The sequence below is a fragment of the Streptomyces griseus genome (genome assembly GCF_001715295.1).
In the GTDB taxonomy this organism is placed as follows: Bacteria; Actinomycetota; Actinomycetes; order Streptomycetales; family Streptomycetaceae; genus Streptomyces; species Streptomyces griseus_G.
Window position 1 is genome coordinate 1,427,665 of sequence record NZ_MDKB01000002.1, and the last position, 15,571, is coordinate 1,443,235.

16 protein-coding genes are annotated in these 15,571 nt (G+C 70.4%); 14 read left to right on the top strand and 2 right to left on the bottom strand.

Annotated features, from left to right (window positions below):
* Positions 1 to 65: 65 nt before the first annotated feature.
* Both BA175_RS13025 and BA175_RS13030 read left to right on the top strand, forming a co-directional pair.
* Entirely contained in the window at positions 66 to 689 is a 624-nt protein-coding gene (locus BA175_RS13025) for a histidine phosphatase family protein (RefSeq protein WP_069172088.1), read from the top strand.
* A 123-nt stretch (positions 690 to 812) separates the two neighbouring features.
* Positions 813 to 2,396, top strand: a complete 1,584-nt coding sequence (locus tag BA175_RS13030; RefSeq protein ID WP_079159633.1) for an adenosine deaminase family protein — start codon at positions 813 to 815, stop codon at positions 2,394 to 2,396.
* Positions 2,397 to 2,789: 393 nt separating this feature from the next.
* Here the strand turns inward: BA175_RS13030 and BA175_RS13035 are convergent, their stop codons facing one another.
* Positions 2,790 to 3,260, bottom strand: coding sequence for an ATP-binding protein (locus tag BA175_RS13035; protein WP_069171452.1), 471 nt, complete (start codon positions 3,258 to 3,260; stop codon positions 2,790 to 2,792).
* A 194-nt stretch (positions 3,261 to 3,454) separates the two neighbouring features.
* Between BA175_RS13035 and BA175_RS13040 the strand changes: the two genes are divergently transcribed.
* The 11 genes from BA175_RS13040 (at position 3,455) to BA175_RS13090 (ending at position 14,091) form a co-directional block, all read left to right on the top strand.
* Complete coding sequence (locus BA175_RS13040; RefSeq protein ID WP_069171453.1) at positions 3,455 to 4,306, top strand: helix-turn-helix domain-containing protein; 852 nt, start codon at positions 3,455 to 3,457, stop codon at positions 4,304 to 4,306.
* Between the two features lie 11 nt (positions 4,307 to 4,317).
* Positions 4,318 to 4,506 (top strand): DUF397 domain-containing protein, encoded by a 189-nt coding sequence (locus BA175_RS13045; RefSeq protein WP_069171454.1) that lies wholly within the window; start codon positions 4,318 to 4,320, stop codon positions 4,504 to 4,506.
* A complete protein-coding gene (locus BA175_RS13050; protein ID WP_069171455.1) occupies positions 4,499 to 4,753 on the top strand; it encodes a DUF397 domain-containing protein in 255 nt (84 codons plus the stop codon). The genes BA175_RS13045 and BA175_RS13050 overlap by 8 nt, the downstream gene beginning before the upstream one ends.
* 147 nt (positions 4,754 to 4,900) lie before the next feature.
* A complete protein-coding gene (locus BA175_RS13055) occupies positions 4,901 to 5,800 on the top strand; it encodes an aldo/keto reductase (RefSeq protein ID WP_069171456.1) in 900 nt (299 codons plus the stop codon).
* Positions 5,797 to 6,444 carry a DUF402 domain-containing protein gene (locus BA175_RS13060; RefSeq protein ID WP_069171457.1) on the top strand — a complete coding sequence of 216 codons (648 nt, stop codon included), beginning with the start codon at positions 5,797 to 5,799 and terminating at the stop codon, positions 6,442 to 6,444. Before BA175_RS13055 ends, BA175_RS13060 begins: the two co-directional genes overlap by 4 nt.
* A 370-nt stretch (positions 6,445 to 6,814) precedes the next feature.
* Positions 6,815 to 7,123 (top strand): hypothetical protein, encoded by a 309-nt coding sequence (locus tag BA175_RS13065; RefSeq protein ID WP_014047394.1) that lies wholly within the window; start codon positions 6,815 to 6,817, stop codon positions 7,121 to 7,123.
* Between the two features lie 184 nt (positions 7,124 to 7,307).
* Positions 7,308 to 8,171 (top strand): hypothetical protein, encoded by an 864-nt coding sequence (locus tag BA175_RS13070; RefSeq protein ID WP_069171458.1) that lies wholly within the window; start codon positions 7,308 to 7,310, stop codon positions 8,169 to 8,171.
* Positions 8,161 to 9,501 carry a hypothetical protein gene (locus BA175_RS13075; RefSeq protein WP_069171459.1) on the top strand — a complete coding sequence of 447 codons (1,341 nt, stop codon included), beginning with the start codon at positions 8,161 to 8,163 and terminating at the stop codon, positions 9,499 to 9,501. Before BA175_RS13070 ends, BA175_RS13075 begins: the two co-directional genes overlap by 11 nt.
* Positions 9,498 to 11,048, top strand: a complete 1,551-nt coding sequence (locus BA175_RS13080) for an SCO6880 family protein (protein ID WP_069171460.1) — start codon at positions 9,498 to 9,500, stop codon at positions 11,046 to 11,048. Before BA175_RS13075 ends, BA175_RS13080 begins: the two co-directional genes overlap by 4 nt.
* A gap of 18 nt (positions 11,049 to 11,066) precedes the next feature.
* The gene (locus BA175_RS13085; RefSeq protein ID WP_069171461.1) at positions 11,067 to 12,485 is read left to right on the top strand and encodes an ATP-binding protein; all 1,419 of its coding nucleotides are present in this window, start codon (positions 11,067 to 11,069) and stop codon (positions 12,483 to 12,485) included.
* A gap of 1 nt (position 12,486) precedes the next feature.
* Positions 12,487 to 14,091: a type VI secretion protein gene (locus tag BA175_RS13090; protein WP_069171462.1), complete on the top strand. Its 1,605-nt coding sequence runs from the start codon at positions 12,487 to 12,489 to the stop codon at positions 14,089 to 14,091.
* Positions 14,092 to 14,161: 70 nt separating this feature from the next.
* On the opposite strand, the gene BA175_RS13095 is transcribed toward BA175_RS13090, so the two are convergent.
* The gene (locus BA175_RS13095) at positions 14,162 to 14,713 is read right to left on the bottom strand and encodes a GNAT family N-acetyltransferase (RefSeq protein WP_069172090.1); all 552 of its coding nucleotides are present in this window, start codon (positions 14,711 to 14,713) and stop codon (positions 14,162 to 14,164) included.
* Positions 14,714 to 15,070: 357 nt separating this feature from the next.
* Between BA175_RS13095 and BA175_RS13100 the strand changes: the two genes are divergently transcribed.
* Entirely contained in the window at positions 15,071 to 15,271 is a 201-nt protein-coding gene (locus BA175_RS13100) for a hypothetical protein (protein WP_069171463.1), read from the top strand.
* Positions 15,272 to 15,571 lie beyond the last annotated feature (300 nt).

Sequence of the window (15,571 nt, forward strand, 5' to 3'; positions counted from 1 at the left end):
ACGGGCCCGCCTCCGCCGTCCACCTTCGCGACCGCGTGATCCGCATCGCAGCCGAGGACTCCACCGTGGGCGCAGCCGCCACTCGTCATCTCTACATAGCCAGGAACGCCGAGGCGTCACCGGACGAGAGCGAGCTGACGGAGAGCGGCCGACGCCAAGCCGTGCTGCTCGGCCGGCGCCTCGCGGACGTCCCCCTCTCCGCCGTCCACCACGGCCCGCTGCCCCGAGCCGCCGGGACGGCCCGGTTGATCGGGGAGCAACTCCGCGACGTCCCGCTCTGCCCCTCGGAACCGGCCGGGGACTACATCCCGTACGTCCCGCGACGCGACGAGATCCCGCCCGCGTCCGCGGACCGCCTGCTCGGTTTCCTGGACGGCTTCTCGGTCCGGGAGCGCGAGCGGGGACCCGAGTTGGCCCGTGCCGCGCTGGCACGGTTCACCGGACCCGTCGACGGTGCCGAGCCCCGCCACGAACTGCTGGTCACGCACGCCTTCCTGGCCGCCTGGCTGGTACGCGACGCGCTCGACGCCCCCGCGTGGCGCTGGATGGGCCTCAACCACGCCAACGCGGCACTGACCGTCATCCGGTACACCCCGGGCAGACCCGCCGCCTTGGTCGTCGTCAACGACATGGGCCACCTTCCACCGGAACTCCGCTGGACCGGCTTCCCTACGGAGCTGCGTCCCTAGGAGCTGCGTCTGTGGAAGCGGTGGCCGTAGGAGCCGGGTCCGGTACCCGGATGTCCCCCGGACGGATGGTTTACCAGGCACTGTCACCGCAGTTCGGGGTGGCGCGCTCCGGTCTTCGTGATCATGCGAGGCGTGATCTCTGTACACCGCACCTCAACGCGCGGCCATCGCCTGCTGCTGACCGCAGGGCTCGCCGCGGCGGCCCTCGTCTCGTCGCTGCCGGCCGGACCTCCGGCCCGGGCCGCCACCGCCGGCTCCGTACCACCCCGCCCCACGACCGCCGCCGAGACCCGCACCGCCACCTGGCTCGACGCGCACCTGAACGGAGACGGGGCGGCCGACCGCTTCTTCCGGGAGCTGCCCAAAGGCGGTGACCTGCACAACCACCTCTCCGGCGCGGTCAGGACCGAGTACCTGATCCAACTCGCCGCCGAGGACGGTCTCTGCATCGACACCACGATGACCGCCGTCGCACCCCCGTGCGGACCCGGCAGCCGCCCGGCGGCCGACGCACTCACCGATGCCGCCTTCCGGCAGTCCATCGTCCGCGCCTGGTCCATGCAGGACTTCCCGCAGGGCGAATCGGGACACGACCACTTCTTCGCCACCTTCGGCAAGTTCGGAGCCGCCACGGGTCACCGCGGGAAGATGCTCGCCGATGTGGCGGGATCGGCGGCGGCGCAGAACCAGACGTACCTGGAAACGATGGTCAGCCCCGCGTCGGCCGGCGCGAAGCAACTGGCCACCGACGTCGGCTGGGACCCGGACTTCGCCTCTCTGCACAACAAGCTGCTCGCCGGTGGCCGCCTCGACCGACTGGTGTCGGAATCCAAGCAGGAGGCCGACGAGGCCGACGCCGAGTTCCGCGAGACGGCGCACTGCGCGAGCACCGCCGCCGCACCCGCCTGCCGGGTCACGGTGCGCTGGATCTCCCAGGTGTCCCGCAACAGCGCCCCGGAACGGGTCTTCACCCAGATCGCTCTGGGTCTGCGTCTGGCAGAGCGCGACCAGCGGTTCGTCGCGGTCAACCTCGTCCAGCCGGAGGACGGTGAGATCTCCCTGCGCGACTACCGCCTCCACATGCGCATGCTGAACTACCTGCACGGCGTCTACCCGCGCGCCCACATCACCCTGCACGCCGGCGAACTCGTCCCCGGCCTGGTGAAGCCGGAGGACCTCACCTTCCACATCGACGACGCCGTACGCACCGGGCAGGCGGAACGGATCGGCCACGGCGTCGACCTCGTGCACGAGACCGACTGGCGCGCTCTGGCCCGGGACATGGCCCGCCGCCAGGTCGCCGTGGAGGTACCGCTCACCAGCAACGCGCAGATCCTCCAGGTCGAGGGGGACGAGCACCCGTTCCCGGTCTACCGGAAGTACGGGGTCCCCGTGGTCCTCGCCACCGACGATCCGGGTGTCTCGCGCGGTGACATCGGCCAGGAGTACCGCCGCGCGGCCCGTACCTACGGGCTCGGCTACCCGGAGCTGAAGGACCTGGCCCGCGCCTCCCTCGAGTACTCCTTCCTGCCCGGCCGCAGCCTCTGGCGCCCCGACCCCGTACGCCAGGGGTTCCGCCCCGTCGACGAGTGCCGCGTCCTGCACTCGGCCCGCTGCACCAGGTTCACCGCCCAGAACCCCAAGGCTCGCCTGGAATGGCGCCAGGAGGAGGCCTTCAGGACGTTCGAGGGCCGCTACACCCGCTGATCCGCCGAACGGGGGCGCGGGGACCCGCCCGGACCCACCCCGCGCCTCACGGCCACGCCCGCCCGGTACGCGCCTCGGTGGTCGTCTCCCACCCGGAGGTACCGTACCCGGAGGTGCAGAACAGCGGGACGTCGTCCGTCGCCGGACCCGTCGCTTCTTCGATCTGCTCGGTGACTGCACACAGATCTCCAGGGCGAGGAGGCGGCGTCGGCACCGGGCTCGGCCCCCGCACCGCAGAAGAAGGCTCGGTGGGGGTACGGGGCCCGCGGGGACACGGGCGAGGGGAGTGCCCCTCTCACGCTCCACGGTCGTGTCACCGCACTGCCGGATGTACTCATACGTCTCGGACACCGGATCTCCCTCGGTCGTCGATCTCTCCGCCATCACTCTCAGTCACGATAGATCACCCCACTGACAGTCGGGCTTGCCCACGCATTCGACCCACAGCACCTTGCCGCCCTGCCCCGGCAGACCGCCCCTGATCGGGTACGCGCCCCAGCTGTCGGCGTACTCCCGCACCAGGTACAGCCCTCGCCCCCGCTCCGCGAGAACCGGGGGCCGGACCATGACGCCACCCCCGCCGCCGTCGAACGGTGCAGGGATCTCCGGGCAGGAGTCCCACACCCCGACCCGCACCCGGCCCCGCCCGGCTCCCCGAAGCCGGAGGGAGTACGGACCCGAGGAGTACCGGTAGGCGTTGGTCACCAGCTCACCGGCCAGCAGTTCGGCGGTGTCGACGAGATCCGGCATCCCGTGCACCCGCAGCACGGTCCGCACAGTGGCCCGCGCGACCCCCGGCGCCCGAGGATCCTGCGGAAGTTGGAGGGTGTACGCCCAAGGCGGCGTTACGGTGGCCAGAGCCATGGAAGTCTCCGTTCACGGAGGAGCGTTGAGGTGTGTGTCGCGTTGCCCGGTGACCAGGTCGCTCCGTCGAGCGGGGTTCTTCCGGGCGGGTGGCCTGAGCCACACAGTAGGGCGGGTCATGTAATGCATTCCATGAAACTGATGGATTACTTGCCAGATACCCTCGTGTGGGTGACCAAGCCGGGGAGTGACTGATGGCGGCCAACTCCACACCGACGGCACGCCGCAAGCGGCTCGGTTCGGAGCTCCGCAAACTGCGTGAGCGAGCAGGCATCACCGCGACGGAGGCTGCGGCCCTCCTCGGCGGCAATCAGGCCCGCATCAGCAACATCGAAGCCGGCCGCTACGGCGTGAGCGCGGACCGGGTCCGGACTCTGGCCTGCCACTATCACTGCCCCGACCACGAGTTGGTCGACGCCCTGGCCTCCATGACAGGCGAGAGAAGGCGCGGTTGGTGGGAGGAGTACAGGGGCACGGTGTCGCCCGGACTCCTGGATCTGGCCGAACTGGAACATCACGGCACCGCTCTGCGCACCTCACACACATCAGGACTCCCCGGTCTCCTGCAGACGACGGACCACGCGCGTGAAGTCTTCCGGCAGGTCGTCCCGCCACTTCCTCCCCCTGAGATCGAGAATCGCCTGTCCTTTCGTATGAAACGGCAGACCGTCATCTTCAGGTCGAACCCGGTGCCGTACCGCGCCGTCATTCACGAGGCCGCCCTCCACATGAGGTTCGGCGGGACGACGACCACCAGGGAACAGTTGCGCCACATCCTGTCGATGAGCGAGCGGGAGCACATCACCGTCCAGGTGATCCCGTTCGCAGCAGGTGGGTACCCGGGTGCCGGTCAGCCTGCCTACTACGTCCACGGCCCGGTCCCCCAGCTCGACACCGTTCAACTGGACCAGTCACACGGCGTTGTACTCCTCGACGGCGAGGCGCTACTGCAGAAGTACCGCCACGTATTCGCCCGGCTCGAAACTCTGGCTCATAGCGCCACCGATTCACGCGCCTTGATTCGCACGATCATCCGAGACCTGTGAAGGAAAGCGACGTGTCCATACCTGGATGGCAGAAGTCCTCCTACTGCGGCGAAGGTGAGTCCTGCGTGCATGTCACCGGCGACCGCGCCGAGGTTGCCCTCACCGAGAGCAGCGACCCTTCGGGCGCCGTACTCCGCACCTCGCCCACAGTGTGGAACGCCCTCATCCGCAGCATCAAGGACGCCGACAACCATGGCTGACCCCGGCACGTCCGACGTCACCTGGACCCGCGCCGCACCCGAGGACGCGGAAGGCCCCGGTCCCTGGATCGAGATCGCGTTCGGCCCAGGGGACCTCGTCCGTCTCCGCGAGACCGGCGACCCGGACACCGTGGTGACCACCACCAGGCGGAAGTGGGAGGCGTTCGCCCAAGGGGTACTGGCCGGCGAGTTCGACCACTTCGCCGAGACCGGCGCCACGGACCCTCAGACGCCTGAAGCCGTATGAGACTGCGGCGTCGGACCGACTTCACCCCGGTGGCCGTCCTCCTCTCCCCCGGACCCGGGAGGCGACCCCCAGGCCCGCGCAGAGGGCCGTCATGGTGTCACCGCCATACCGCAGCACCGCCTTCGCCTGCGGTGGGATGATCCGCTGATGACCTCATCCGCGGAAACGATCGACGCTTCGGCCTCCGGTACCTGGAAACTGGGCGACCTGACGGTCAACCGCATCGGCTTCGGCTCCATGCGCCTCACCCAGAGCGGCCCGGCGTTCTCGAAGGGCCACTCCAGCGACCGGGGGCGGGCGATCGCCGTCCTGCGCCGCGCGACCGAGCTCGGCGTGAACCACATCGACACCGCCGCGTTCTACTTCTCGCCCCTGCGGTCCGCCAACGAACTCATCAACAGTGCGCTGGCCCCCTACGCCGACGACCTGGTCATCACCACGAAGGTCGGCCCCGGCCGCGACCCATCCGGTGAGTGGCTCCGGGCCACCCCGGAGCAGCTGCGCGGGCAGGTCGAGGAGAACCTGCGCCAGCTCGGCCGGGACCACCTCGACGTGGTGAACCTACGCGTCGCGCGCAGCCGGACGTCCGAACCTGTCGCCGAGCACTTCGGCGCACTGGCCGACCTGCGCACCGCCGGCCTCATCCGCCACCTCGGCCTCTCCAACGTCTCGCCGGCACAGCTGGCCGAGGCCCAAGGCATCGCCCCGGTGGTCTGCGTACAGAACATGTACGGCATCGGCTCCCCGCCCGAGCACCACGCGTTCCTGCGCGCGTGCGGCGACCAGGGCATCGCCTTCGTCCCCTTCTTCGCGATCGCCGGCGCCGGGCGCGAGGACGGCGCCGGCAAGTCCCACAGCGACACGCTCCTCACCGTCGCCCGGGCCCACGGCGTCACGCCCGCACAGGTACGGCTCGCGTGGACGCTCCACCAGGGGCCGCACGTGCTGGCCATCCCCGGCACCGGCAACCCGGACCACCTGGCCGAGAACGTGGCGGCGGGCGCGTTGCGGCTCACCGACGACGAGCTCGCCCTGCTCGCGTCATGACCCGGCCGGAGCCACGACCGGGCGAACAGGACGGGCAGGTCCTTCGGTGGAACCTCTTCATCGGCGGCCACCTCAGCTCCTCCGTCCCCGTACGTCTGGTCGCTCGCACGGAGGAGGGCCAGACGGTATGGCTGGAGACCGGCACTCCGATGTGGCGTACGCGTCTCCCCGGCCGGGCGCACCTCCGCGACATCCCTCCCGAGGACCGGCCGGCCCAGGGCTACACGGTGACCGCCGACCGCTGGCCCATGGGCAGCGCCCTCATCCACCAGCCCACGGCAGCGGGGCACGCGGTGTTCTGGTTCTTCGGACGGAAGCAGAAGTTCCGTGGCTGGTACGTGAATCTCGAGCGCCGGGTCCATCACGGGGAGGACATCGACGTCGCCGACCACGAACTCGACATCACCGTGTCACCGGACCACGTCTGGCAATGGAAGGACGAGCGGTCGTTCGCCGAGAAGACCGGCCACCCCGCCTACTGGTCGGCCGACGAGGCAGCCGCGATCCGCGCCGAAGGGGAGCGCGTGGTCAGGTGCGTCGAGACGAGGTCCTTCCCGTTCGACGGTTCGTGGTGCGACTTCAGGCCACCGCCGCACTGGACCACCCCTCACCGTCCCCCGGCGCCGGTCCGGACGGTCCTCTGAAGTCGGCGACTGCCGGTCTCTTCCCCGCGGGCCGCCTGACGAAGCGTCCGCCGGAAGCCACCGGCGCGCTCACGGCTCTCGAACAGCGCGTACGGGCGCCCCACCTCCCGCGAACGCTGCAACCGAGCCCTCAACCCGTGGCCATTCATTGCTAGCGGTCACAGAGCGTGATACACAGAGTAACCATGCATATGCGCACGGATGTCGGGACGAGCCGCAGGTCAGGGCGGCCGTCCCGGTCAAACGTGCGAGATCCGGGTAAAGAGACCCGGGAAGGCGTCGTGCGAAGGCGGTTTCATCAGCGAAGATAGAGACCGACCCGTGTCGATCGGCGCGGGCGGCGAACTACCCATCAGGGGCGGTGACTTACATGATCCTGGCAGCTGAAAAGGGCGACATCACCACCATCATCGGCGGAATCGCCCCGAACTGGGGGCCGTTCGGGACCCTCGGCAACGAGGCACGCATCATGATCGAAGTAGTGATGGCGGTGGCCATCCTGCTCTGCCTCGGCATCGCGATCTGGGGCGCGGCCAAACAGCGCATCGGAGCGACGGCTCTGCGCGACACCTTCAGCGCGGAGCAGGGCAAAGGTCTCATCGTGGCCGGCCTGACCGGCGTCTTCATCATCGGTTCCCTCGGCACCCTGTTCACCATCGTGTACGGCATGGCTGTCTGACCCGACGTCAGCCATCGAACCGCCGGGTCCGTCCCCCCGGCCCACCCCCACCATCCGTCCGTCGTGCCCACCGGCAGAGGTTGCGTCCCCTGATGTCGAGTCACCCCACCGCGTCCACGCGGCAACCAGCACAGCCACCGTCGTACTCCGCGGAACCGCAGCGGGCCGAAGGGGCGTACGCGGCATGAGCCAGGGCGACGAACGGGGTTACGGCGACGAACCGGGCGGCCGTACGGAGGACGCGTACAGCACCCTCGGCGGGACCCGGCAGACACGGACGCGGCTGCCCGGTGGGGACGACAGCGACGGGTACAACCGCCGGCCGACGCGCGGCTCCCGGTCGCTGGTCATGGTGGTCGGTGTGGTGGTCCTGCTGATCGCGGCGATCGCGTTCGCGAACAGAGGCGGCGGGGACGACACCGCAGGCGGCGGGAGCGGCACGGACAAGAAGGCGGATTCGGCCCCGACCGCCCCCACAGGCACGAAGCCGGTCACCGGCCGCAACGGCGTGACGGCCTCGGGCTTCGCGCACGACGAGCAGGGGGCGCAGAGCGCGGCGGCTAACTACGCGGTGGCGCTGGGGTCGGCGGACATGTTCGACAAGACGAAGCGCGATGGCATCCTCAACGCAGTCATCGCACCCCAGTCAGTCAACCGGTTCCGCACCACACTCGACCAGGCTTACTCAACGGACTTCTTCAGAAACCTAGGTCTCAACGACGACGGCACAGCCCCCGCCGGCTTTGCCTTCATCTCGCGCACATCACCCGTCGGGACCAGGCTGACGAAGTCCGCTACAGACCAGGCCACCGTGGAGGTCTGGTGCTCCGGTCTTATCGGGCTGGCCGGTGAAGGGTCGACCAAGCCCGTCTCAGACGGCTGGTTCACCATCACCATGGAACTACAGTGGATCAACGGTGATTGGAAGGCCGTAACTCACTCTCAAAAGGAGGGTCCTGCTCCAGTCGGTGGCGACGACCGAGCGTCCAGCGCTGAAGAGATTGCCGGTGCGGTCAGCGGGTTCGGAGGGTTCACCTATGCCCGATAGCCGACGCCTCCGTGCGACTCGAGTCGCAGCCCTGGTGGCTACAGTGCAAACATCGGCGGTCCTATTTGCCCCAACCGCTCTGGCTGACCCGACACCCCAGCCCAGTCCGAGTTCCAGCAACAACCCCTGCGACCTCATTTATGGGGCAGCCCGGGACTACTGCGAGGACGGCGAAAGCGCACGCAGCACCTCCACTCCCCCCGCCACGGACAACGCCCTCGACCCCCTCTCCTCCCTCGCCCGCGGCTGCGCCGACGCCGCGTCCTGGACCGTCGGGAAGCTCAGCGAGGCCGTCGAGACCACCGCCACCGTGGACTTCACCAACCCCACCTTCCGCCAGCAGTACGCCGTCGTCTTCGCGGCCTCCACCGTCCTCACCCTCGTGCTGTGGCTGTTCGCCGTGGCCAAGCGCGCCATCCGGGGCGTGCCGCTCACCACCGCGATCTCCGAGGCCGTCGGGTTCCTCTGGCTCACCGTCCTGGCCTCCGCCTTCACACCTCTCATCCTGTACGTCGTCGTATCGGCCACGGACGGCGTCACCTCGGTCATCGGGGTGGCGACCGGCAGTGACTCCGACGTCTTCTTCGGATCGTTCGCCGAGGCGCTCAAGAAGGGCGACGACATCGGCGGCGGGCCGATCATGCTGATCGTCGTCTCACTCGTCTCGATCCTCGCCGCCGGCATCCTGTGGCTGGAGCTCGTCATCCGGGCCGCCCTGCTCTACGTCGGCGCCCTCCTCGGGGTCGTCGTCTACGCCGGGCTCGTCGACAAGAACATGTGGGGGCATGTCCGCCGCTGGGCGGGCATCATGATCGCCGTCATCATGGTGAAACCGGTGATCGTCATCGTGCTCGGCCTGGCCGGCGCCCTCTCCGCCGACGACGGGCCGAACGCCATGTCCGCCGTCGTGTCCGGCCTCGCCATCATCCTCCTGGCGATCTTCGCCTCCGCGATGATCTACCGCTTCGTCCCCGGGTTCGGCGACGAGATCCAGGGCGCCCGCACCAACCGCAAGCAGGCCACCGACGGATCCCAGGCCGCCGCCCTCATCAGCTCTCCGGCCGCCCTGGTCTCCCAGGGCATCAAGACGCACAGCGGACGCGGGGGCGGAGAAGGGGGTGGCGGCGGTGGCGCCCGGCCCGCGAACCCGGCGAGCGGCGGTGTCGCCGCGCACAGCTCCCGTACCGCCGGAGGCGCCGGGTCCGCTCCCTCGGCCGCACCCGCGCCCCGCAGCGGCGCGGGCCCCACCTCCGGCACCCCCCACGGCAGCCGCACCCCACGCGGTTCAGGCAGCACAGGTAACACGAGCACAGGAGGTGGAGGGCGTTGACGACCCAGTCCCACACGATCGCGCCCCGCCGTACGTATCTCATCGGCCGCGCCCGGCCCAATGCGATCGTCGGCAAGAACCGTGAGACGGGCGAGATCGCCCTGATCATCGCCGGGGCCTTCCTCGGCATGATGAGCGGGCTCCTGGTCCCCGTCCTGTCCCTGCGGATCGTCACGCTCGTCGGCTTCCCCATGCTCGCCCTGGCCGTCGTGTACCTGCCCTACAAGGGCCGCACGTTCTACAAGTGGTTCGAGATCAACCGCAGTTACAAGCGCACCCTGCGCCGCGGGACGGCCTACCGGTCCGCCGCCATGGAGGCCGGTGTCGGCGCCGACGGGCGTGAGGTGGAGATCGGGCCGCCGCCCGGCATCGGCAGGATCAGCTGGCTCGCCGCGCCGTTCGGCCCCGACGAGATCGCCGTCCTCCTGCACGCCGACCGCCGTACGGTCACCGCCGCCATCGAGATCGAGGGCCCCGGCGTCGGGCTGCGCGACAGCGAGGACCAGGAGGCCCTGGTCGACCGGTTCGGCACGCTGCTGAAGCACGTCGCCAACGGGGACGGGTTCGTGACCCGCCTCCAGATGCTCGCCCGCACCCTCCCCGCCGACCCCGACGCACACGCGAAGGACGTCGCCCAGCGCGGCGACAGGAACGCGCCCGGCTGGCTGCAGGACTCCTACGACCAGCTCCAGTCGATGGTCTCCACCTCCAGCGAGCAGCACCGCGCCTACCTCGTCGCATGCATGCACTACAGCCGCGACCTGGCCGCCGAGGCCAATGCCATGGCCCGCGCCATGCGCCCCCAGGGCGGCCGCAAGATCGACCGGGACGCCGGCCTCGCCGTCGTCATGGCGCGCGAGCTCACCGACATCTGCGCCCGTCTCGCCGAGGCGGACATCCGGGTACGCCAGCCGCTCGGCCAGAGCCGCGTAGCCTCCCTCGTGCACTCGATGTACGACCCCGACCACCCCATCGACCACATCCAGGCCATGACGAAGCGCAACGCCTGGCCCGCCGAACTGGACGCGGTCGAGCCGACCTTCCTCCAGGCCAAGACCCGGGAGTCGACGACACGCGCCCCCTGGTGCCACGCCACGGCCTGGGTGAAGGAGTGGCCGATGACGCCCGTCGGCGTGAACTTCCTGGCACCGCTGCTCGTCCACACGCCCGACGTCATCCGCACCGTCGCGGTCTGCATGGACCTCGAGCCCACCGAGGTCGCCATCGAACGGATGCTGACCGAGAAGACCAACGACGACGCCGAGGCCAGCCGCCAGGCCAAGATGAACCGCACCGTCGACCCCCGCGACATCGCCGCGCACGGCCGGCTGGACCAGCGGGGTGAAGATCTCGCGAGCGGCGCGGCCGGAGTCAACCTGGTGGGGTACATCACCGTGTCATCGCGTTCCCCCGAAGCCCTCGCCCGTGACAAGCGGACGATCCGGGCCTCGGCCGGCAAGTCGTACCTGAAGCTGGAGTGGTGCGACCGCGAGCACCACCGCGCCTTCGTGAACACCTTGCCGTTCGCCACCGGTATCCGACGCTAACGAGAGGGCAGTCACGCCATGCGAGATCCGCTGTCCGCGCTGTCCGATGCCTTCACCGCCTTCCTCTTCGGAAAGGTGGAGACGACCCGGCTGCCGGTCCGCACGTCCACGGGTCAGGCCCAGGCCGTCTACCTGCCGACCGCCGCACCCGGCCTCGGCGACTCCGGCGTGATCATCGGGCGCGAGGTGTACTCCGGCAAGGGCTACATCTACGACCCGTTCCAGCTGTACGGGCAGCAGCTCCCCGCCCCTCACTGGCTGGTACTCGGTGAGTCCGGCAACGGCAAGTCCGCACTGGAGAAGACGTACGTCCTCCGCCAGCTGCGCTTCCGCGACCGCCAGGTCGTCGTCCTCGACGCCCAGGGTGAGGACGGCGTCGGCGAGTGGAACCTCATCGCCCAGGAGCTGGGCATAACCCCCATCCGGCTGGACCCCACGGCCGCTCTGAACGACGGCATCCGGCTCAACCCGCTCGACCCGTCGATCACCACGACCGGGCAGCTCGCCCTCCTGCGCACGATCATCGAAGTCGCCATGGGCCACGGCCTCGACGAGCGCTCCGGTTTCGCGCTCAAGGTCGCACACGCCTACGTCAACGAGACCGTCACCGACCGCCAGCCGGTCCTGATGGACATCGTCGAACAACTGCGCCATCCGGAACCGGAGTCCGCGCAGGCGATGAACGTCGACCTGGACGACGTTCGGGCCTGGGGCCTGGACGTCGCGCTCGTCCTGGACCGGCTGGTCGACGGTGACCTGCGCGGCATGTTCGACGGCCCGACGACGATCGGCATCGATCTCGACGCCCCGCTGATCGTCTTCGACCTGTCCCACATCGACCGCAACTCCATCGCGATGCCGATCCTGATGGCGATCGTCGGCGTATGGCTGGAGCACACCTGGATCAGGCCCGACCGGAAGAAACGCATCTTCCTTGTCGAGGAGGCCTGGCACATCATCAACTCGCCCTTCGTCGCGCAGCTCTTCCAGCGCCTGCTGAAGTTCGGGCGCCGGCTCGGCCTGTCGTTCGTGGCGGTCGTCCACCACCTGAGCGACGTCGTCGACGGTGCTGCGGCGAAGGAGGCGGCAGCCATCCTGAAAATGGCGTCGACCCGCACGATCTACGCCCAGAAGGCCGACGAGGCCAGAGCGACGGGCAAGGTGATCGGCCTGCCCAGGTGGGCGGTCGAGATCATCCCGACGCTGACCCCGGGCATCGCCGTATGGGACGTCAACGGCAACGTACAGGTCGTCAAACACCTGATCACCGAGGCCGAACGCCCCCTGGTCTTCACCGACCGCGCGATGACCGAGGGCTCCGCGTCCGACCTGCTCCCCGAGGACGTACGAGCCGCGGAGCTGGAGGCGGAGCAGCGAGCGGCGCGGATCGAGCACCAGCAGCGGCTGAACGAGTCGTCCGAGTCGACGGTGGCATGACGTGGCACGCCAGGCACCCCCCGGTACGGGACGCGGCGGCGAAGGCGGCGGTATCCCGGACGGTCTGCTGATCGGCCTCCTGGCCTTCCTGTTCGGGCTGACGGTGCTGGCCTGGACGGCCACGGGCCTGGCCGGACTGTTCGCACACGGCGCCTGGCCACCGGGCGTCACCTTCACCCGCACCCCGCTGGCGCTGCGCGCCTTGGCCGTCGATCCGCAGAACCTGCCGGGCGCCTGGCCCGACACCCCGGCAGACGCGCTCTCCGGATACGGCCTGTTCTGGGGGCTGTTCGTCGGCGAGCTGATGGTGCTCGTCGTGCTGACGGTATTCGTGATCGGCGTGGTGGCCCGGGGGCGCCTGGTCCGGAAGCGGCGGCAGGCCAAGGCCCGGGCGGAACGCTACGAAGCCGCTCCGGAGCCCGCACCCGACCACGAGGGAACGCACGCGCACCGCCCCGGAGCCGTACCCGCACCCCACCCCGGGCCCGAAGCGGCGCCGGCCTCCGGGCCGACGGCGGCCCCCCGGCCGGAGCCCGTACGACCGGCGGCTGCGGCCCTCCGGCCCACCGAGGCGGCCCCCGCCCGGGCCGGCGTTCCGGCCCCCGCCTCCGCTCCGGCCACCCCCGCGCCCTCGTACGCCCACGAGCCCGCTCCCCTCGTACCGTCCCCCCGTATCCCGCTCCTCCTCTACGGGACCGCCGCCGCGCGCCGGCCCACCGTCGTCCAGGCCGTCCGGGAGGCCGACGGACCCGTCCTCGTCGTCACCTCCGACCCGACGGTCTGGGCCGAGACCAAGGACGCACGCGGCAAGCTCGGCCCGGTCCTCGTCTACGACCCCGGCCACCTCTGTGACACCCCGGCCCGCCTTCACTGGTCCCCCATCGCGGGCTGCGAGGACCCCGCCACGGCCGCCGCGAGGGCTGCGGCCCTGCTCACCCCCGTCCGCCCGCCGGCCAAGGCCGACACCGCCGTCGCCGACACGGCCCAGACGCTCCTGCAGTGCTGGCTGCACGCGGCCGCCGTGGACGGCCGCCCCTTCCGGCAGGTCCACCGCTGGGCTTCGGGAGGTGGCGCGCACGAAGCGGTACGCCTGCTCCGCACCCACCCCAAGGCCGCCTCCGGGCTCGCCGGCCTCCTGGAGTCCGCGCTCACCGCCTATCCCGAACGCCGGGAAGCGGCACAGGAACTGACGGTGCGGGCGTTCACGGCCCTCTCCTCCGTCCACATCCGCGAGGCCTGCACGCCGCACCGCACCGATGCGCTCGCCCTGGCATCATTTGCGGGCGAAGGGGGAACGCTCTTCGTGGTGGGTGAGCCCATCGAGGATCCACGCCACAGGCCCGGCGCGATGCCCCTGCTCACCGCACTCGCCTCGCACGTGGTCGAGCACGGCCGCCGCATGGCCGCACGGTCACCCGACGGTCGGCTCGACCCACCAATGACGCTCGTCCTCGACGACGTCGCGGCCGTGGCACCGCTCGCGCAGCTCCCCGAACTGCTGGCGGCCGGCCAGGCCCAGGGGCTGCCGACTCTGGCGCTCCTGCGCTCTCAGGAGCAGGCCCGGGCCCGCTGGCGCGAACAGCTGCCGTCGCCGGGCCCACGCTGACACCCTGCCGTCCCCGGACTCGCCGGCATCCCTCCGGAGGCCCTGCACCGGCCCGTGAGACCCGTCCAGGTCAGCGCCGAATCTCGAACTCCACCTCCCGGGAGGACGGATCCCCCGGCACCGGCGTGGTCTGCCCGGTCGGCACGAATCCGATCCGGCGGTAGAAGGCGGCGGCCCGCTGATTGGCCTCGTGCACGTAGAGCCGCACCCGTTCCACCTGCGGATCGGTCAACGACCACGACCAGTCGACCGCTTCCCGGAACAATGCGTCGGCCACCCCACGCCCACGGTCCTGCGGCCGGACGAAGACGCCCACCACATGGGTCTGGTCGAACTCGGCGGGAGCGCCGAACCGCACAGCGTCGTCAGCCGCCCGCTCGACGAGCACGGACACCGTGCCCGCGAGACTCCCGTCCGGCCCCTCCGCGACGAACTGCCGGGCCGACCTGCCCTCCGCCACCTGGTCCGTCCGCTCCTGCCAGAAACCGTCCGGCTTCCTGACCGCGGCCTCGTACGTCTCCAGGAAGGCGACGGGCGCGGCCGGGTCCTGGAGCGCAAGGAGCCGCAACTGCCGGGCCTGCTGCCAGTCCTCGCTCCGCACGGCACGCACTGTGTAGTCCATCCGCAGATCCTGCCCCGCGCCCGGGCACGCCCACAAACGCGTTTCGCACACCGCACCGTCGTACCCCGGCACGACACCCACGCCCGTTCCAGGGCCCGGCCGGACGACCGCCGCCCACACGCTCCGTGGCCACATCAGTGAGATCAGGGCATATGGGCACTCACCTGGCGGTACGGAGAGACCACCGTCGTCCGCGAGCTCCTCGGCCCCGGCGGCCGGAACGTCCCCACCCTGCTCATGCTGCCCGGCCTGGACGCCCGACCCGCGACCGGTCCTCCATCGGAGGGCGGACCTACGCCCCCCACCGCGCGAACCTCACCCAGGTCGGCACCGCCTTCTACGTCGACACGGGTTCTTGTGCGCCAGGCGCCCCTGCTCGGCCAGCTCCGCGTCACCGCCCTCGGGTTCCTCGTCACCGCGGGCGAGTGCACCACCGGCATGGTCCTGGCCTCGCTCACCGCTCCACCCGCCGACTGCCGTCCTGGCGGCAGAGCTGGGACGGAGCCGGCCGACTGGGCCTTCGCCGTCATGGTCGCAACCCCCCAGGTCACCCGGTGACCACCACGGTCTGGACGCATACGGGTACGGCGGCCATCGGGCGGGTGCAAGCGGATCACTGGCTTCGAGGATGCACCGTCGGAGGAGCTCCTACGGGCGATCCATGCGGTGGCGTACGGCGAGGCTGTGATCGCCACCGGCGCGGTGATCCCTGACGTATGACACAGGCTTCGTGAGCACGAGGTAGGAGACGCGCGGAGGGGCGGGCGGGCGGGGCCGGCTGTCAGGGGCTTTCGGGTACCGATCGGGCCGTGAACGCAGAAAAGCCCCGTGCCAACGGCACGGGGCTTTCCCGGAAAA